Consider the following 17,456-nt stretch of genomic DNA (forward strand, 5'->3'; position numbering starts at 1 on the left):
CGTATACGGAAAATGTAAGCCTTATGGTGCGGGAGCCTGGCAAATGTCCGGATTAGGTAGCCGGGAAACAATCTAATCCGGACATTTGCTGTTTTCGATATGTTAGGGCTTGTTTATAAAATGCCGAAACGCCCCCTACGGTGCTTTTTGTGCCATACTTCCTTGAAATTTTTTGAAATAGGGGCCACTATTCCTGCAAAATTTCGCGTGCCCTTTAGAGTATAACTCGTCTGGCGTAAAAATCTCTCGCCATGAGTCATTCCGTTATTTTACAAACAAGCCCTAGGCAGGAATTGGCTGTTGACAGGCAGAAACATGACAAAAAGGACAATGATCAGGACAGGGAGAGAGAACATATGAAATATGATGCGATATTATTTGATCTGGATGGCACCTTGACCGATTCGCAAGAAGGCATCTTGCGTTCGATCCAGTATGCCTTGGAAAAAAGCGGTATTGTCGAGAATGAGGTGGACAAACTGGTTCCTTTCATCGGGCCGCCGCTGGCTGAGTCTTTTCGGGAAGTGTATCGCATGGGTCCGGAACAGGTGGCACAGACGGTTGCCTACTACCAGGAGTATTTTGCGGTCAAGGGAATGTATGAGAATGCCGTGTATCCGGGGATTGAAGAGTTGTTGGCGGAACTGGCGGACCGGGGGAAATATCTGGCGGTAGCCACTTCGAAGCCGATCTTCTTTTCGGAAAAAATTATTGATCATTTTTCATTAACAAAATATTTTCAAGCCATTGTTGGCGCCCAACTGGAAGGCAAGCACAGCGGCAAGGAAGAAATCATTGGTACTATTCTGTCCGGTATTCCTCATATTCCGGCAAACCGGGTGGTGATGGTAGGTGATCGCAAGTTTGATATTCACGGGGCGCAGGCCCATGGCATTGATGTCATTGCGGCAGGCTATGGCTATGGTGCCGATGAAGAACTGGCGGCGGCCGGACCGACGCATATTGCCGGATCGATCGCGGAATTGCGGTCACTGCTGTTGGGCTAAGCCGGTGTACTAGTGTCTTGACCAAGTTAAATCTTAGTTTATAAAGCCTATCATTTTCCGCACTGCTGCGTTGCCGTCGGCTTACATATGGCCGATATGCGCGCCTCCTCCGCCTCGCATTGCAGAAAAATCTATACTGTATAATTCTATTCATAACTTTGCCAAGACACCAGGAGCACGAGGTTATTGAATAAGCTGGTCCAAAAGAGGAAAGACTTCTTCCGTTACAACGGTAACGAGAAAAGTCTTTTTTCTTACATTCCATTAGTTGTTGCCGAAAGGGAAACGGAAACCGACCAACATGTTAGCAGGAGCGTGAGAGCGATGAGCAAGACCGTTAATCCGGTTGTTTGGGTTGAAATTCCTGTAGCCAATATGGAGCGGGCTAAACTTTTTTATGAGGCCGTATTCGGTTGGAAGTTGACGGTTATCGATATGGGGTCCCGGCAGATGGCCATGCTGCCAAGTGAAATGGAATCTCACGGCAGTGGTGGAGCGCTGGTAAAAGAGCGGCACTTTGTACCATCCTATGCCGGTTCGCTGGTGTATTTTTCGGTGAACGACATCCCAGGGACTCTTGCCGGGGTGGTGCTCCATGGAGGTAAAGAACTGATTCCTAAAACGAGTATTGGTGAATATGGGTTCTGTGCTTATTTTGAAGATAGCGAGGGAAACCGCATTGGCTTACATACTCTGTAGTTCGCCCCGTGACCAGCATATGGCAGCGCCCGCCAGCCCAATCAGGACGGCTGCCAGATAGGTATTATGCAGGGATAGTACGAAGCCGGCGCTGCTGTTTAAGTAGGAATACCTGGCCATTTGAATGCTAAACATGGCGCCACTGGTGGCAACGCCCATGACCTGGCCCACGTTGCGCATGAGGGCCAGCATACCGGAAGCCACACCAATTTGATTTTTCGGAACACTTCCCATGATGGCGTTGTTATTGGGTGCCAAAAATAAGCCGGTGCCGAAGCCGACCAGGGCTAAGCCTGTGACGGTGATTAGCGGATAGAAGGTGTAGGTTTGACTGAGCAGAAAAATACCTGTTGAGATCAGCAACATGCCGAGGGTAGTTAAGAAGCGTGAGCCAAACCGGTCGGACAGTGTTCCGGCAACCGGGGAAGTCAGCAGCATGGTCAGGGGAAAAACACTCATTAAGTAACCTGCCGTATTGGTCGGTAAGGCCAAAAAGTTGACCAGATAAAAGGGCATAAGAAAGGTTACCGTGTACTGCGTCAAATAATTAATCATGGCGGAAAAATTGCAAAACAGGAAAAAACGATTGCGGAACACGGCAAAATTAAACATGGGATACTTGCAGCTAAGTTCAATGTAAGTAAAGAGCAGCAACGAGAGCAAGGCGCTCAAAAACAGGGTGATAATGATGGCCGAGCTCCAGCCCCAGGCTTGCCCGTGGCTTAAAGCCAGCAAAAAGGTGCTAAGGCTGATAAAAAGGGTGATGGCTCCCCAAAAATCAAATTTTTGCGGCTTTTTATCTTTAACGGGCAGTATCTTCCAGGACCAATAAGTTCCCAGGATACCGATCGGAATGTTGATAATAAAGATGGATTGCCAGCCGTAAGCCCCTACCAGAAAGCCACCCAGGGCCGGTCCGGTGGCAAGTCCCAAGGAGACAAACATGGCGTTGAGTCCGATGGCTTTGCCTCGCTCGGAAGGATGAAAGGTATCGGCGATAATCGCCTGAACCACGGCCAGGATGGCCCCGGCACCCAGGGCCTGCAAGGCCCGGGAGGCGATAAGCATCCAGATATTGACGGAAAGGCTGTTGCAGAGAGAGGCTACGGTGAAGACGGCAAAGCCGCTGATAAACACCGGGCGATGACCGTACATATCGCCTATCCGGCCATACATGAGCAGGAGACTGCTAATCAGCAACAGGTACACGATGACAACCCATTCGACATTGTTCAGGGTTGTATGAAAATACGTGGTAATGTCCGGCATGGCAATATTAACGATACTGGCGTCTAATGTTGACATAAATACGCCAAGAATGGTAGTCGAGTGGATTAACCATTTGCGGACACGGGGATTATCGACCTGTAACAATTGACGGAACATAGGAAAGCCTTCTTTCTACACGAATTAGCGGTGCAATATCGCTACCTTATAGTATATTGCCGGCTGCACCGATTGTTCTTTTAATCGTGCTCAGTGGTTCCCTAAGTTAACCATCCCTAGGCCGATAACGCCGACGGCTGTTTGGATAACCGCGTCCAGATTGCGCTGGCAATTGGCCAGCACACCGGCTTGCTGAGAACGGACAATGCCTTCGGCGCTGGCGTGAAGAAAGAGTGCCAGTGATCGGGGGTCATAGGCCTTAAGCTCTCCGGCGGTGATGCCTTCCTGAATGATTTGTTCCAGAATCAAAATGGATTCGGTCTGTTTTTCCTGTAAGGCTTGCTGCAAAGGCAGCGGTAAGTCAATGCCGGCCATAGGATTGGCCGCAAGGTGCAGAATTTCAAAATATTGCGGTTCGCTATGAAAAAAGTCCCAATAGGCGTAAAACACGCTCCGCAGGCGAAGTCCTGCGGAGCTGCTTTGTGCTGCGGCCAGACGAAATCCTGCCAGTTGATGCTCATAGGCCTGGCAGCATATATGAAAGAATATTTCTGCCTTGTTTTGAAAATGAAAATACAAAGGGCCGGTAGATATATTTGCCGCTTGGGCAATGTTTCGCATAGAGGTCTTGTGATAGCCCAGGGTTAAAAACAGTTCGCGCGCTTTTAATAAGATCAGTTGCTGTGTGGTTGCCGGATCGGTGTTGTTCATTGGTTTCGCTCTTTTCTATTGAAAAATTCTTTGGAAGGGTTTTATCATGTGTTCTTTTATCTGTTCGCTATACAGTTGGCGCCGGATAAAGGGAAGTTTGGCCGCCACTGACAATATGGCGGCGAATAGCCGGGAAGCATACTGCCGGTGGGGGAAATCATAACGGCCGTTTTGCTTGTAATATTGGTGGTCGGCGATGAAAGGAAATCTAAGTTCTCCCCAAATGGCATCACGGAAAATTTTATGGCCGCCGACGCTTAGGAAGGATGGCGGTTGCAGATAGTTTTGCAGGGAATGCTCAATTCCGGTTTTGGCCAGTTGGTAAAGCAATTTGTCGATGCTTGCCGCTGATTCGGGCTCATCAGTGACGATACCGGCTATATTGGCTTCCTGGAGTTCTGTATAGGCTTCCAGAATCTGGCGCAGGTTGGTAAGTTGAGCTAAAGGGCCGCTAACGATAAAGCCAAGCTGTTTTCCTTTTAAGGCTGGAACATGATTATTAAAAAAACTGCGGTCAAAAAAAGTTTTCCAGCGGGAAGACAGATAGCGGTCGTGGATGGCGCCAGCCATAATGATTATATCGGCAGGTTTGACTTTTGTGTTGAAAAAGGTGATGAAATCATCCTTATTACCATAGACACAGGTATTGTCGTAGGCACACCGGATACAGCCCAGGCAGCCGCCTTTAATAGAAAGATCCCGTAAATTGATGATGTCGGGCTTTTGGCTGTAGGAAGCGGCATACGCCGTCAGCATGTTGGTTAGGTTGGTTTGGCTAGGCAGCGCATCATGGAGGATGAGAATTTTTCTGCCTTGCGGATCGAGCGGCGGCTGACTTAGCGCGGGCGTATAGGCGTGGGTTACCGGGATAAGCGGCAGATAAGCCTTGGCCGTTGCCTGAGCGCTGGCAATAGCGGCCAAAAAGTTGCGGGCAAAGAGGGTAAGCCGCTGCTGACCGGCTGTTTGCAGCAAGTCCTGCATGGCGGCGGAATAGCCGCCGTAATATTTCATTGCTAAATCATCGGCAATGGCATGCATATAGTTATGGGCCGTATGGTCAAAAAAGTGAATGGATGTAGTTAAAACGGCTGTGTATTTGCCTTGGAAATATTCTTCCGCCTGCCTTTCCCTGATGAGTTCAATAAAGCGCTTGTATTGGGCCGGAACAAGGTAGTAGTACAGGGGAAAAGACCACAGGATGCCGTCGGCTTCCGCCACATTCCGGAGAATGTCTTTAAAACGGGCTTCATCCTGTTCGATTAAACGGCTTTGTTGGGCAATTTGCCATACGGTGAAGGTATGCTCCGGAAATTGCTGCTGTAAGAAGCGTATATATTGCATAGTTACACTTATATCACCCTTGGGACTGCCGTGCAAAACGGTAATTTTCATGGGAGAGCCTCCTTGTATAACGGTGTTATATTACGTGCTTTAAATATAACACTGTTATACTGGCGCGTCAAGCGATCAGAATAAGTCGTATGGCCACAGGAGATAAGCGGGGATGCGGTTGTTCCGGCAAGGCGTTAAGAATATAAAGTCTAAAACTTTTCTATTACCACTGGCGGGAATTTAATTTTCTTATAGGAAATGTTACAATAAATAAAATAGATTAATCCGTTACATAGAGACAAGCTACATAAGAAAAGAGGCGTACAGATGGATAAACAGGAAACAAAGGCAGCCAAAAGGAACCTGCCTCCTTTCAGAGCCGACCAGGTGGGAAGTCTGTTAAGGCCGGCGGTGGTAAAAGAAGCCCGGCTGGCTTGTCAGGAGGGGCGGCTTGCGCCGGAGAAATTGCGCTCCGTGGAAAATACCGAAATAAAGAAACTGGTGGAAAAGCAAAAAGAAGTTGGGTTACAGGCAGTGACCGACGGTGAATTGCGCCGTTCCTGGTGGCACCTTGATTTTCTATGGGGGCTTGACGGTGTCAAAAGAGTAGCGGCCGACCATGGTTCCATTGCCTTTCATGGCAAGGATACCAAGGCGGAAACCATTGAAATTGAGGGGAAAATTGATTTTACCCGGCATCCATTCCTGGAAGATTTCAAATTTCTGAAAGAGGTTGCCGGCACTCATACCGCCAAGTTCACCATACCTTCGCCGTCCATGCTGCATTTGATTACCACTGTCCGCAAGGAAGGCTATCAGCCAATTGCACAGTATCAAGACAATGCGGTGCTGCTGCAGGATATCGCCCGTGCTTATCAAAAGGCCATCGCGGCTTTTTATGCTGCCGGCTGCCGATACCTGCAACTGGATGATACCAGTTGGGGTGAGCTTTGCTCAACGGAAAAGCGGGCTATGTACGAGCAGCGCGGCTTTGATCTGGAACAACTGGCGAGGGACTATGTCGCGATGATTAACCAGGCGATTGCAAACCGGCCGGATGACATGATTATTACCATGCATATTTGCCGCGGCAATTTCCGGTCTACCTGGTTTTCTTCCGGCGGTTATGAGCCGGTGGCAGAGATTTTATTCGGCCAGTGCCGGGTTGACGGCTTCTTTCTGGAGTATGACAGCGAACGGGCCGGCGACTTCCGGCCGCTGCGACACATAAAAGACCAGCAGGTGGTGCTGGGACTGATCACTTCCAAAAGCGGCGAGCTGGAGAACCGGGCGGCTGTACTTCAGCGGATAAGGGAAGCGGCGCAATATGTTCCGCTTGCGCAACTGGCTTTAAGCCCGCAATGCGGTTTTTCTTCAACCGAAGAGGGCAATATACTAACGGAAGCAGAGCAATGGGAGAAGCTGCGGCTGGTTGTCAGCATTGCCGGGGAAGTGTGGCAATAGGAAATTTACCGGATTATGATTACTCAGAAAAAGGAACTGCAGGCTTACCTGGCAGTTCCTTTTTTGTCAGGATAAAGCAGGTTTGGTGCTCACGGGAGCTGCCGGTTTCGGCTGCGCTTATTTTTGTCCGGTAAAATAAAATATATTATTCTCAGAAATTATTGTAATTTTACGAAAAGTATATTACTATAAAGACGTAACAAATGATGCAGGGTATAACTAATGTTAATGGAATGTGGGGCTGGATATGTACACTGTGGACCGGAGGTTATTAATTAAGATCTCCGAGATGTATTATCTGGAGAATAAAAACCAAAATGAAATTGCCGAGCAATTCGGTTTAAACCGGATTACTGTCGGGAAATACTTAAAAAAGGCTTTGGCGGAAGGGCTTGTTAAAATATCCATTGCCAACGACTCTTATGGGGTTTTGGAAAAGGCGCTGGAGAAAAAGTACGGGCTAAAGGAGGTATATATTGTATCCTTTGCTTCCGAACTAGGCTATGCCGGGCTGCAATATATCCAAAGAATTTACAGCCAGGACGATGTTCTTGGTATTTCCTGGGGCAGAACGCTTGGCGCCGTGGCGCAGGCCGCCACGTTGGAGCGGTGCAATCCGGTACAGGCCGATATATTGCCCTTGGGCGGCAGCCTGGAGAATGTAAATGATGAGTATCATGTCAATACGATCATTTATAAAATGGCAACAGCCTTTAAAGCGCGCAGCCATTATTTATATGCTCCTTTCTTCACTAGTTCGGCCGAAGCTAAAGCGGTGTTCATGCAGGACAGCAACTGCCGGAGAATTGCCGCCTTGTGGGAACGGCTTACCATCGCCGTGATTGGTATCGGCTCACCGGCCAGCTCTTCCAACTGGATCTGGTCCGGCTACTTTGGCAATGAATACATGGAGTTGTTGCAGCAGGCCGGAGGGGTCGGCGATATTTGTTCCCGCTATTATGATTTATCCGGCAAGAGAATTGATGAGGCGCTGGAAGACAGAACGATTGCGATTGACATTAACCTGCTTAAGCAAGTCAGGCATTCCATTGGTGTTGCGGCTTCACCGGCCAAGGTGGAGGCAATTTATGGGGCAATCCAGGGGCAATATATCAATGTATTGATCACCGATGAACAAACGGCGCAGTTGTTGTTGGAATTCAAGCCGCTGCAGGGGGACGGCTGATTGACCGACAGGGAAAAGGAAAACTCAGACGGGGGAGATTGGGTTGCAAAACAGTAAAAAAACGCAGCCGACAGTGCTGCCCAGTGATAAAGTTTATAAACTGCTGGAATACACGGAAGTCCTGGTTGAAGGGAAGAAAGAAAATTTTTTAATACGCATAGAAAAGCAGGCGAAAAAGTCTGGTTTTCACCGGTCACCGGGTATAACAGAATAATTGCGGCATCCTCAGGATGCGAAAAAAAGGGCCAGGGGCTGATTCGGGTTTGCTTCTTGATGGTTCTTTTTCTTTTTCCGGGGAAAAGAAGCATTCATATTTCAAATATAATATAAGGAGAGCGATAGCTATGTTGGAAGCATTGAAAAAAGAAGTGGTTGCCATTGCCAGGCAGGCGGAAGCATCGGGTCTTTGCCGGCACAAATCGGGAAATTTCAGTATCCGCGATCAGGAGACCGGCTATGTGGTGGTAACTCCCGCCGCAGTAGACCGGGCAGAATTAACCTATTATGACATCTGTGTGGTTGACTTGAATGCCTGTGTGTTGGAAGCGCCGGAGGGCCGCAAACCGACCAGTGAACTGCTGCTGCATTTGGAGGCTTATAAAAGACGCCCCGATATCGGGGCTGTAGTTCACACTCATTCCCGGTTTGCGACGGCTTTTGCCGTACTCAAAAAGGACATCCCGGCTATTGTGTACGAAGGTGCCGCGTTGGGTGGCGCGGAGGGGATCATCCGGGTGGCTGCTTATGGTCGTCCCGGCACGCCGGCGCTTGCCGCCAGCATCAGCGGTTTGATTCAGTCGGCCGATGCCGTATTGCTGGAAAGCCATGGGGTGCTGACGGTGGATAAAACCGCCAAGGAAGCGCTGTTAAAGGCGCACTATGTGGAAGAAATCGCCGAAATTTATTACCGGGCTTTGCAGATCAATAACGGGAAAGAGCCGACCACCATTGCACCGGAAGAATTCAGGGAGTGGAAATATCCACCGGAAATTACCTTCCGTAAGCAATAGCGGCAGTCACCCAGTCCGCAGAGGGGATAAGGAGATAGCTTGATGAAAAAAAAGATTAAGACACCTTTTTTCTCGGTCAATCCCAAGGGGTATCTGTTCGGAAAAGAGGCGGTCGAACTGGCTGTTGAGGCCGACCGGCTTGCCAAGCAGCATGACATTGATTTATTTTATACGGCTCAGGCTGTCGATTTTCCGGCCATCAATGGGGCTGTGGACAAAATATTTCTGACAGCACAGCATATGGACCCGCTGCTGCCCGGGCGGGGGATGGGGTATATTTTTCCGGCGGCCTTGCAGCATTATAACGTGAAAGCCACTTTCCTCAATCATGCCGAGCATCCGGTGAGTTTGCGGGATTTGGTGAAAACAATGAAACTGGCCGACAGTCTGGACATGTATACCATTGTCTGTGCCGATTCTATTGAGGAAGCGCAGGCCATCGCTCAGCTAAAACCGGATATTCTCATTTGTGAGCCGACAGAGTTAATCGGCACCGGCCAGACCAGCAGTGCCGAGTATATGGAAACCAGCAAGACGGCGGTCAAACAGATCTCGCCGGAAACGCTGGTGTTGCAGGCGGCAGGCATTAGCACAGGCGAAGATGTTTACCGGACGATTATAGCCGGAGCCGACGGTACGGGCGGCACCAGCGGGATTGTCTGCGCCCCGGATAAAATAGCGGTGCTCCGGGAGATGGTAGCGGCGCTTGTGGAAGCCAGAAGCAAATTAGGCGTGTAAGGAGATGGCCAGATGACTGTGTATCATGATGAGCTGATTTTGACCTCCAACGGCCGCCGGGTAACCTATCACCGGATCACCGATCAAGTGAAGGAAATGGTGCGGCAAAGCGGTGTGAAAAACGGCATTTGTGTGGTTGCCAGCCAGCATACCACCTGTTCCGTAATCTTTGAAGAATATATGCATGATGTGAATTTTAATGGTGATGAGCTGCTGCAGGTAGATTTGAATAATATTATGGATACCCTGGTGCCCCGCTGTACGACGGAAGGCCAGTATCACCATCCGGGGCCTAAGCATACTGCCTTTGCGATGGAACTGACTGATCCTGACTACCCACCGGACCCCGGCACACTGCTGAATACCGATGCTCACATCCGTGCTTCGATGTTTGGCGCCAGTGAGACTTTCATTATTCAGGACGGACAGCTTTTAATCGGTACGGTTGGCTATATCTACTTTGTCGACTGGGACCAAAACCGGGTGCGCGACAGACATTGCCGGATTGCCATTCTTGGTGAATAGAAGTTTGCTTAATACAAAAAGTCCCCGCTCGGTTTGACCGAACAGGGACTTTTTGCTGCAAATTGGGGGAGTATTGGTATTTTATTTGCTGGCCTTGCTCTGGCCGGACAGGCTGACCGTATAGGCTGGCCCGGCGCCGCCGGCAGTGGATGTGCTGGAAGTACCGGCGGTGGTACTGCTGCTTTCCTGGGCTTCGATTTCCTGTTCGATGCTTTGCAATTGTTGCTCTAAGACTTTGATCTTAGCGGCATTTTCTTTGGAGTTGGTTTTCTGCAGTTCCTTTATTTGTGCTTCCAGTCTTTCTTTTTGCTGTTCCAAAGCGGATGTGCCGCTACTGCTGCTACTATTACTGCTGCTGTAGGATGACGAGGACCCGATAGCGGAAACATTCATTCCTATTACCTCCCAAAATACTTTTTACCATAATTCTCGCAATTTTTTCTTGGATTTTCCTTGGAATACGCGTGGAGGTATAGTACAAAGTTATATAAAATTTATCACCAGTGGTCTTAGGCTAAAGGCGATGTGTCATCCGGTAAGGCAAGTGTCATGTCATACCAACGGGAACCGCCGTGTGTGGAAGCGGAGAGGCCAGTGCTGGCATAGCCAAAAGATTCATAGTAATGAACTAAATTTTCCTTGCAGGTTAGAATTACTTTTTTTCGCCCGGTTCGCCTGGCCAACTGAATAAAAGACTGCATCAACTGAGCGGCAATGCCCTGTTTCCGGTATGAAGGCAGCACATCCAGGCCGAAAACACTGACATTCGAGCCAGTTGGTATGTGGTGGCATGTGTCCTGAAACATTTCGTCATAAATAACAGGGCTGTTGGTGACACAGCCGTTAATAAAACCAATAATAGCTCCCTTGATTTCAGCAACAAGAAAGTAGTCCGGGAAAACGGCAATTCTTTTTTCAAACGATTCACGTGGGGCTGCTTCAGCCCTAGGAAAACAGATAGCTTCTATTTCCGCTACCTTGTCTACATCTTCCGGGCGAACTTTGCGAATAGTCACTTCTAGCATAGGAACATCCTCCTGAGTTCGTTATGTAACAAAGACATTATAGCATGATTTACATTGTACTGTGAAAGGGCAGTAGTGGGCCGCGCACCCTAAAAAATTTCTGAATTGCTCATTAGAAATATCTTTTGTATACTGTGAAAAAAGTTCAGGATAATAGTTAAAAAATAATTGATTAATCATTTGTTTGGTGATATCATTATGACAAATTAGAAATTGCTGGCTGATCAGTAATCTGAAGGCTGAAACTCTTATCAATAAGATAAGAGTTTCAGTCTTCTTCTTTTTTAGCGTTTTTTCGGACAGAGACTGTGAGTGAGAGGATGTGATCATACATCGCCGTTGTACTAAATGGTAAAAAAATTACTATCAAAAAATTAAGGAGCTGGGAACATGAAAAAAATTGGTCTGATTTTGTTATTCATAGTGAGTTTATTTACGGCGATCTTTGCTGCCGGCTGTGGCAGTCAAACGACAAAGGTTGAAGAGCCGAAGCAACAAACCTTGCTGGAAACAATAAAACAACGGGGAACGATTAAAGTGGGAACCGAAGGAACGTATCCGCCGTTTACTTTTAAGGATGAAAAAGGAGAGCTCCAGGGCTTTGATGTGGAAATTATCAATGAAGTGGCGAAACGGATCGGGGTTAAAGCTGAATTTGTTCCTACCGAGTGGAAAGCAATGTTTGCCGGCCTGGACTCCGAGCGGTTTGATGTAATTGCCAATCAGGTAAGCATTAATCAGGAAAGAACAGCAAAGTATGACTTTTCCTCACCCTATACTGTTTCCGGTGCCCAGGTTGTTGTCAATAAAGAGACGGCCGATATCAAAGGCCTGGAAGACCTTAAGGGCCGCAAGGTAGGCGTAACTCAGGGCAGCAACTGGGATGGAATAGCCAAGAAAGCGGGAGCGGAAGTGCAATACTATAAAGGAGCTAATGAAATATTTGCAGATTTGGCAGCCAAACGTATTGAGGCAACAGTCAATGACAGACTGTTCATTTCGGAATATTTACTTAAAAATCCCAATCAGCAAATTAAAGTGGTAGGTCCAACTTTCGATTCGGCGCAAATGGCATTGGCTTTCCGTAAGGGATCACCGGAGCTTGTTGAAGCGGTAAATAAAGCGCTGGCTGATATTCATGCAGACGGAACCTATCTAAAAATATCCCAGAAATGGTTTGGTGAAGATGTTAGCAAATAGGGAATGGCTGATCGTGTTTGACTCCCTGCCTGTCTTGGTGCAGGGAGCCTTGGTTACCATTCAGATAAGTCTGATTGCCATGACCGGCGCGGTACTGCTTGGCTTAGTAGTGGCCTTGATGAGGATAAGCCGGATTAAAGCGCTTCAACTAATTGCCAAGGTGTATATCTCTTTTTTCCGGGGAACGCCGTTATTGGTGCAACTGTTGATGTTATACTTCGGGTTAACCTCTTTTCATATCATACTTGACCCGGTGCCAGCGGCTGTAATTGGGCTGATATTACATTTTGGCGCCTATATTTCTGAAATTTTCCGGGCAACGATTCTTTCTATCAGCCGGGGACAATGGGAGGCAGCTTTGTCTTTGGGAATGACAAATTCCCAGGTGTTACGCCGGATCATACTGCCCCAGGCGGCGCGAACGGCTATTCCGCCGCTATGGAACTGTCTGATTGATACTTTGAAATCTTCTTCCCTGGCCTCGGTTGTTACTGTGCCGGAATTAACACGGCAGGTGGAGGAACAAAGTTCGGCTCAGTTTGTTTTCATGCCTTATTTTATTACTTTGGCTGTGTTTTACTGGGTCATGGTCATTGTTATGGGATGGGTCCAGGAATGGCTGGAGAAAAAGCTTGAAATACCAGGGGGATCACAATGATTGAGGTTGCCGGTCTATACAAAAATTTTGGTTCGGCCAGCATATTGAAAGATATAAATTTGACAATACGCCAAGGTGAAGTTTGCGCTATTATCGGACCGAGTGGATCAGGCAAGACTACGCTGCTTCGCTGTCTTAACCATCTGGAAACGCCTGATAGGGGACGGATCCGGATCGGGGATTTCGTTCTGGAGACTGGAACAGCGTCCGGTAATGGAGCACTGGTTCGTCAGTTGCGGCAGAAAACGGGTATGGTCTTTCAGCAGTTTAATCTTTTTCCTCATAAAACGGCCCTGGAAAATGTTATGGAAGGACTACTTGTGGTAAAAGGGATACCAAAGCAGCAGGCGGCAACAAAGGGAATGCACTGGCTCACCAAAGTAGGCCTGGCGGAAAAGGCTGCGGCATATCCTGGTCAGCTTTCCGGCGGCCAAAAGCAGCGGGTTGCTATTGCGCGGGCAATGGCTATGGAGCCGGATGTGATTTTGCTGGATGAGCCTACATCGGCGCTGGATCCTGAACTTGTAAGTGAGGTATTGCAAGTGCTTCGGAAGCTGGCTGAAGAAGGAATAACTATGGTCATTGTTACCCATGAAATGAATTTTGCCCGTGAAGTGGCTACCAAAATCGTATTTATGGACGGCGGTAGTATTCTTTGTGAAGGAGCGCCGCAGCGCGTTTTTGCAGCGGATAACAGTAGAATCCAGTCGTTTACAGCTCAGTTTGGTCAGCTGTGAGCGGATCGTCGTCCGGGCTTGCAGGTTTTTTGGGAAGTTTTTTCCGCTTTGTGCATAGTTAGGTAGTATTCATCAGGCAAAACAGGAAGCAAGAAATAAAAGATAGCCCCTGCCGTCTATACAAGTCGGCAGGGGTTATCTTTTTGCATTAACAATATATTACCGAAGAAGTTTTTCCAATACCTTGCCGGTAAGCTTTTCAGTTATTTTTTTCTCGGCTTCCGCGCGGGAGGTCGGCAAGTTGCGTTCCTGCAGTTGTTCCATGACGTTTTGGCTGATTTGTTCGGGATAGAAGGTGCCAAAATCGGTTTTCATCGCCAGATTGCTGACTTCCGCTTCATCTGAGCCATGCTTGACAAAGTTGCCGGTCAGAGTCTGGAAGGACACCCCGTAGGCTTTGCCGCTGGTGATGGTAAAATTGCCCTGCAGCAGGGCGGCAGCCGCATTACCGGTGGCTGTGCCGGTCAGTGACAAGGGGCCATGGACATCTTTGGTGGTAAGCTGGGAGGAGTCCAGACCGCTGCCGGAAATGTTCAGCGAATATTGCTCACTGTCAGGGTAAATATTGCCGCTGGCGCTTACCGTGCCGCCAGTAGTTGCACCTGTGGCGGTAAGCAATTTTAGCTGCTCCTGTGCGTAGGAGAAGGTGCCGTTGATACCGCTGACGGTCATTGTGCCGAACTGCAGACTGTCTAGACTAAAGTTGCCGGAAAATACGGGGGACAGCACGGAACCTGTCACTTTCCCCTGGACCGCTATATTTCCGCCGGCTTGCAGATTGGGCAGCAGGGCTGCCGGGTCACCGGCCGGCAGCTGGATGGTAAAGTCCAGTGCTTGTTCAGCCGTTGGTGGGGTAATTAATTGCCCACTGACGGTTATCGGCTGTCCTTTATACAAGGCTTGGCCATTGGTGAACAGGAGAGACTGTTCCTGTTTGGCGAAATCGGCACTGCCCTGACTTAAGGCCAAAGCTCCTGTAGTATCTACCCCGGAAAAGTGGCCGGCCAAGGTTTTAAGCAGAATGGCGCCGCCCGCCTGCTCGTTGCCGAGCTTGGCGGTTACTTCATCCAGCTTGCCGCCAGTGATTTTAATGGGGGAATCGTCAGCGACCAGTCCCAGCTTGGTTAAGTCCAGACCTTTGGCGGTGACGGTGATTTCCGATACGGCTTCCGTTCCCCAGTGGCCTTCAGCCGTCAGCGCAGCCTGATCAAGCTGACCGGTTGCTGTAAGGCTGGTCTGGCTTGCTGGCGGGAAGTCGAGCTGACCGGATAATTGGTTCACTGTTTTTTCAAACAGGTCGGTCGTTAGATGAAGCTGACCGTTTTCGAACTTTATTTTTCCGCTAAATTTGGCGGATTCGTCTGAAGTGGGTTTTAACAGGTTATCCCAGTTGGAATGATCCTGCTGGTAAGCCAGCCAAATCTCCGGTTCTTCTACCGTAACGCCTGTGATGAGCTGCGGCCCTAGCTGACCTTTTAATAAGTCGCGTAAATTATAACGAATATGTACCCGGTTGATTTTGGCGACCGGATTGCCTGTCGCATTCAACACTTCTACGTCATCGGCCTCTACATAACCCGGAAAGGATAGGGAAATGTTGCCTACCGTGATTTTGCCGTTAATCGATTGATTGGCCTGGGCTAGCAACGACTGCTCCACTGCCTGTCGGATTTTTCCGGAAGCAAGCTGAAAAAGCAGGGTTCCGGTTAAGAAAATGAGAGCCAATACAAGCAGGCTCACCTTTTTCTTGCTCCATTTGGTTCGGAGTGTCACGGGTGTCTGTTGTTGGTGCATAGATCGGTATCCTCCCCATTTTCTTAATTATATATTATACGCTACCAGTGATGGACTGAACAAGAGTGACTTCCTGGCAATAGCCGCCGGGTTGCCAAATCGTGAGAATAGCAAAAGCCGGAAGTGGCAGAAATAGCATGTTTTATTTTTTGTCCGGACAGCGGGATCACTATGCCGGCGGGGTATCCCGGTTGTTTTGTCAGGAGTGGCGGCAATGGCTTTTTGTATATAGCTGGCAGGCCGGTTATGCTTGGTTGGTAAATATTTTATTTTGGCTTAGTACCTTGTGTTACTGAAATAATGATCCTGCAAGCCTTTTTTTGCGAATTATCGTTGCCTTGTTTATGTCCGATAGCTGCGGCTGCGCCGTCTTGCCAAGCAAAAAATCCTTGCACCCTTTTGCTATATTTTAAAGGACGCAAGGGGAGCTGATCATCGGGTGCTTTTCATTGAGGGCAGAGGGTGGTATGATAACGGTATATCCGTATTTACCGAAAGAGTTGCATATAATGTAGGAGAGAAATACACACTTCTAGGTAACCACTGATTAAATGAACCTGTCAGCCTGGCGAGAGATTTTTCCGGCTGGAAAGAAAGCAAAACTGCAGGAATAGTGCCGCTATTTCAAGGTTTTGCTGACGCAGTCAGGCGAAAAAAGATCCGTCAGGACGCGCAATGTGAATTAATCAGTGGTTACCTAGTACCTCATCTGTGTCAACTGTCGCTTTAACACGGATAAGGTACAGCTAAAAGGAAGGAATGATTCTTCATGAAAATTATAGATGCTCACCTTCACTTCTGCCAGGAACCTCACTTTGACCATATAGCGGAATTAGCAGGTCACGAAAATACAAGTGAACATCTTAAGGAACAATATGACCGGTATAACATTATCCGGGGCGTGGTAATGGGCAACCGCAATCTGAATGAAGACGGTCCTGCCTATCCGGATTATCTCAGCTATTGCGTTGGGTTGGACAGCACTTTTTTCCGGCTGGAGGATATCGAGCAGCAGGCCTGTCTGGTGGAACGGCATCTGCAACGGGAAAATTGCGTAGGCATCAAACTGTATCCGGGCTATAACCATTTCTATATTTACGACCCGGTGATTGATCCTTTATATCAACTGGCTATGCAGTATCATAAACCGGTGGCCGTCCATACCGGGCTGACTGCTACCAGCAAAGCGCTGCTCAAATACAGCCATCCTCTGGTAATGGATGAGGCGGCGGTTCGTTATCCCGAAGTGCAGTTTGTCATGTGCCATACCGGCAATCCCTGGCTGGCCGATGCCATTGCCGTCATGGAAAAAAATGAGAACGTGGCCGCTGATCTTTCCGGACTTTTAGAAGGCAAGATTGCCGATATGCCGGCATTTTTTGAACAGAAAAAGGGCTATATTGAGCATTTTAAAATGTGGCTGGAATATCTGGACCAGTATGACCGCCTGCTGTACGGCACAGACTGGCCTTTGGCCAATATCGCCAACTATATCGAATTTGTGGCGCATTTGATACCGGAAAAACATCATGACAAGGTATTTTTTGACAATGCCAACAGGATTTATCAGCTTGGTCTTTGACCGAAAGGACAGACTGGCTGGTGACAAAAGGCAATCTGAAAATCCGGGGAGAATCGAAAGAACTGTCCCGTGCGCCAAGAAGCGCACGGAGTAAAGCGGGTGGAAATCCCGCCAGAGAAGGTCTAGCCAGCCACTCTGTATCCAGCCTTGGGACTGAAGCGGTAACGCCAGGTCTAAGCGTAGGTAGGAAAGGTAGTAGGCCGAAAGCGAAAGCTGAAGATGTAGAATCCCGAAATTCCTAAAGGGAAAGGTCGATGTATGGGACGAGCAGAAGACAATACTGGGCTTAGCGATAAAGGCGAGTTAAGTCTGGCGCCCCGGGATCGAAGGTCTTGGCATGCTACACACCATTACTCCGTGTGAACTTGGGAGACCCTGCCGCTCTCCGAAAGGAGTATGGCC

At 48.5% G+C, this 17,456-nt stretch carries 18 protein-coding genes; 12 read left to right on the forward strand and 6 right to left on the reverse strand.

Annotation, left to right across the window (positions count from 1 at the left end; translation table 11 throughout):
* The first annotated feature begins 356 nt into the window (after nt 1-356).
* Nucleotides 357-1,007 carry an HAD hydrolase-like protein gene (locus BMW43_RS09580; RefSeq protein ID WP_091746325.1) on the forward strand — a complete coding sequence of 217 codons (651 nt, stop codon included), beginning with the start codon at nt 357-359 and terminating at the stop codon, nt 1,005-1,007.
* A gap of 324 nt (nt 1,008-1,331) precedes the next feature.
* Nucleotides 1,332-1,706 carry a VOC family protein gene (locus BMW43_RS09585; RefSeq protein ID WP_091746327.1) on the forward strand — a complete coding sequence of 125 codons (375 nt, stop codon included), beginning with the start codon at nt 1,332-1,334 and terminating at the stop codon, nt 1,704-1,706.
* Here BMW43_RS09585 and BMW43_RS09590 read toward each other — a convergent pair.
* The 3 genes from BMW43_RS09590 to BMW43_RS09600 all read right to left on the reverse strand — a co-directional run bounded on the left by BMW43_RS09590 (nt 1,692) and on the right by BMW43_RS09600 (nt 5,195).
* Nucleotides 1,692-3,092: an MFS transporter gene (locus BMW43_RS09590; RefSeq protein WP_091746330.1), complete on the reverse strand. Its 1,401-nt coding sequence runs from the start codon at nt 3,090-3,092 to the stop codon at nt 1,692-1,694. The two genes, BMW43_RS09585 and BMW43_RS09590, sit on opposite strands and share 15 nt — an antisense overlap.
* Nucleotides 3,093-3,182: 90 nt before the next feature.
* A complete protein-coding gene (locus tag BMW43_RS09595) occupies nt 3,183-3,803 on the reverse strand; it encodes a TetR/AcrR family transcriptional regulator (protein ID WP_091746332.1) in 621 nt (206 codons plus the stop codon).
* 15 nt (nt 3,804-3,818) lie between these two features.
* Nucleotides 3,819-5,195, reverse strand: coding sequence for a flavodoxin family protein (locus BMW43_RS09600; RefSeq protein ID WP_091746334.1), 1,377 nt, complete (start codon nt 5,193-5,195; stop codon nt 3,819-3,821).
* Between the two features lie 267 nt (nt 5,196-5,462).
* On the opposite strand from BMW43_RS09600, the gene BMW43_RS09605 reads away from it, so the two are divergent.
* The 6 genes from BMW43_RS09605 to BMW43_RS09625 all read left to right on the forward strand — a co-directional run bounded on the left by BMW43_RS09605 (nt 5,463) and on the right by BMW43_RS09625 (nt 10,058).
* Nucleotides 5,463-6,599, forward strand: coding sequence for a 5-methyltetrahydropteroyltriglutamate--homocysteine S-methyltransferase (locus tag BMW43_RS09605; protein ID WP_091746337.1), 1,137 nt, complete (start codon nt 5,463-5,465; stop codon nt 6,597-6,599).
* Nucleotides 6,600-6,846: 247 nt separating this feature from the next.
* Nucleotides 6,847-7,785: a sugar-binding transcriptional regulator gene (locus BMW43_RS09610; protein WP_091746339.1), complete on the forward strand. Its 939-nt coding sequence runs from the start codon at nt 6,847-6,849 to the stop codon at nt 7,783-7,785.
* Between the two features lie 43 nt (nt 7,786-7,828).
* Nucleotides 7,829-7,999 (forward strand): hypothetical protein, encoded by a 171-nt coding sequence (locus BMW43_RS21095; protein ID WP_177173527.1) that lies wholly within the window; start codon nt 7,829-7,831, stop codon nt 7,997-7,999.
* Nucleotides 8,000-8,129: 130 nt separating this feature from the next.
* Nucleotides 8,130-8,795, forward strand: a complete 666-nt coding sequence (locus BMW43_RS09615) for a class II aldolase/adducin family protein (RefSeq protein ID WP_091746341.1) — start codon at nt 8,130-8,132, stop codon at nt 8,793-8,795.
* Nucleotides 8,796-8,837: 42 nt separating this feature from the next.
* Nucleotides 8,838-9,533 carry a triose-phosphate isomerase gene (locus tag BMW43_RS09620; RefSeq protein WP_091746344.1) on the forward strand — a complete coding sequence of 232 codons (696 nt, stop codon included), beginning with the start codon at nt 8,838-8,840 and terminating at the stop codon, nt 9,531-9,533.
* 12 nt (nt 9,534-9,545) lie between these two features.
* Nucleotides 9,546-10,058 carry a YjbQ family protein gene (locus tag BMW43_RS09625; protein ID WP_091746346.1) on the forward strand — a complete coding sequence of 171 codons (513 nt, stop codon included), beginning with the start codon at nt 9,546-9,548 and terminating at the stop codon, nt 10,056-10,058.
* 81 nt (nt 10,059-10,139) lie between these two features.
* Here BMW43_RS09625 and BMW43_RS09630 read toward each other — a convergent pair whose 3' ends face one another.
* Both BMW43_RS09630 and BMW43_RS09635 read right to left on the reverse strand, forming a co-directional pair.
* A complete protein-coding gene (locus BMW43_RS09630) occupies nt 10,140-10,451 on the reverse strand; it encodes a hypothetical protein (RefSeq protein ID WP_091746348.1) in 312 nt (103 codons plus the stop codon).
* Between the two features lie 116 nt (nt 10,452-10,567).
* On the reverse strand, nt 10,568-11,083 hold the full coding sequence (locus BMW43_RS09635) for a GNAT family N-acetyltransferase (protein ID WP_091746351.1): 516 nt from the start codon (nt 11,081-11,083) through the stop codon (nt 10,568-10,570).
* Between the two features lie 390 nt (nt 11,084-11,473).
* Between BMW43_RS09635 and BMW43_RS09640 the strand changes: the two genes are divergently transcribed.
* From BMW43_RS09640 to BMW43_RS09650, 3 genes are read left to right on the forward strand one after another with little or no spacing between them, the layout of a single operon-like run.
* Nucleotides 11,474-12,283 carry a transporter substrate-binding domain-containing protein gene (locus BMW43_RS09640; RefSeq protein ID WP_091746353.1) on the forward strand — a complete coding sequence of 270 codons (810 nt, stop codon included), beginning with the start codon at nt 11,474-11,476 and terminating at the stop codon, nt 12,281-12,283.
* Complete coding sequence (locus BMW43_RS09645; RefSeq protein WP_091746355.1) at nt 12,270-12,941, forward strand: amino acid ABC transporter permease; 672 nt, start codon at nt 12,270-12,272, stop codon at nt 12,939-12,941. Before BMW43_RS09640 ends, BMW43_RS09645 begins: the two co-directional genes overlap by 14 nt.
* Nucleotides 12,938-13,678: an amino acid ABC transporter ATP-binding protein gene (locus BMW43_RS09650; RefSeq protein WP_091746358.1), complete on the forward strand. Its 741-nt coding sequence runs from the start codon at nt 12,938-12,940 to the stop codon at nt 13,676-13,678. The genes BMW43_RS09645 and BMW43_RS09650 overlap by 4 nt, the downstream gene beginning before the upstream one ends.
* A gap of 159 nt (nt 13,679-13,837) precedes the next feature.
* Here BMW43_RS09650 and BMW43_RS09655 read toward each other — a convergent pair whose 3' ends face one another.
* Nucleotides 13,838-15,472 (reverse strand): AsmA family protein, encoded by a 1,635-nt coding sequence (locus BMW43_RS09655; RefSeq protein WP_091746359.1) that lies wholly within the window; start codon nt 15,470-15,472, stop codon nt 13,838-13,840.
* A 769-nt stretch (nt 15,473-16,241) separates the two neighbouring features.
* On the opposite strand from BMW43_RS09655, the gene BMW43_RS09660 reads away from it, so the two are divergent.
* Entirely contained in the window at nt 16,242-17,054 is an 813-nt protein-coding gene (locus tag BMW43_RS09660; protein WP_091746361.1) for an amidohydrolase family protein, read from the forward strand.
* The last annotated feature ends 402 nt before the right edge of the window (nt 17,055-17,456 follow it).

The organism is Propionispora vibrioides (assembly GCF_900110485.1).
Lineage (GTDB): Bacteria > Bacillota > Negativicutes > Propionisporales > Propionisporaceae > Propionispora > Propionispora vibrioides.

Bases quoted from the DNA above. Each gene is read 5' to 3' on its own strand.
- BMW43_RS09580 (WP_091746325.1), top strand. From the start codon at position 357: ATGAAATATGATGCGATATTATTTGATCTGGATGGCACCTTGACCGAT.
- BMW43_RS09585 (WP_091746327.1), top strand. From the start codon at position 1,332: ATGAGCAAGACCGTTAATCCGGTTGTTTGGGTTGAAATTCCTGTAGCC.
- BMW43_RS09590 (WP_091746330.1), bottom strand. From the start codon at position 3,092: ATGTTCCGTCAATTGTTACAGGTCGATAATCCCCGTGTCCGCAAATGG.
- BMW43_RS09595 (WP_091746332.1), bottom strand. From the start codon at position 3,803: ATGAACAACACCGATCCGGCAACCACACAGCAACTGATCTTATTAAAA.
- BMW43_RS09600 (WP_091746334.1), bottom strand. From the start codon at position 5,195: ATGAAAATTACCGTTTTGCACGGCAGTCCCAAGGGTGATATAAGTGTA.
- BMW43_RS09605 (WP_091746337.1), top strand. From the start codon at position 5,463: ATGGATAAACAGGAAACAAAGGCAGCCAAAAGGAACCTGCCTCCTTTC.
- BMW43_RS09610 (WP_091746339.1), top strand. From the start codon at position 6,847: ATGTACACTGTGGACCGGAGGTTATTAATTAAGATCTCCGAGATGTAT.
- BMW43_RS09615 (WP_091746341.1), top strand. From the start codon at position 8,130: ATGTTGGAAGCATTGAAAAAAGAAGTGGTTGCCATTGCCAGGCAGGCG.
- BMW43_RS09620 (WP_091746344.1), top strand. From the start codon at position 8,838: ATGAAAAAAAAGATTAAGACACCTTTTTTCTCGGTCAATCCCAAGGGG.
- BMW43_RS09625 (WP_091746346.1), top strand. From the start codon at position 9,546: ATGACTGTGTATCATGATGAGCTGATTTTGACCTCCAACGGCCGCCGG.
- BMW43_RS09630 (WP_091746348.1), bottom strand. From the start codon at position 10,451: ATGAATGTTTCCGCTATCGGGTCCTCGTCATCCTACAGCAGCAGTAAT.
- BMW43_RS09635 (WP_091746351.1), bottom strand. From the start codon at position 11,083: ATGCTAGAAGTGACTATTCGCAAAGTTCGCCCGGAAGATGTAGACAAG.
- BMW43_RS09640 (WP_091746353.1), top strand. From the start codon at position 11,474: ATGAAAAAAATTGGTCTGATTTTGTTATTCATAGTGAGTTTATTTACG.
- BMW43_RS09645 (WP_091746355.1), top strand. From the start codon at position 12,270: ATGTTAGCAAATAGGGAATGGCTGATCGTGTTTGACTCCCTGCCTGTC.
- BMW43_RS09650 (WP_091746358.1), top strand. From the start codon at position 12,938: ATGATTGAGGTTGCCGGTCTATACAAAAATTTTGGTTCGGCCAGCATA.
- BMW43_RS09655 (WP_091746359.1), bottom strand. From the start codon at position 15,472: ATGCACCAACAACAGACACCCGTGACACTCCGAACCAAATGGAGCAAG.
- BMW43_RS09660 (WP_091746361.1), top strand. From the start codon at position 16,242: ATGAAAATTATAGATGCTCACCTTCACTTCTGCCAGGAACCTCACTTT.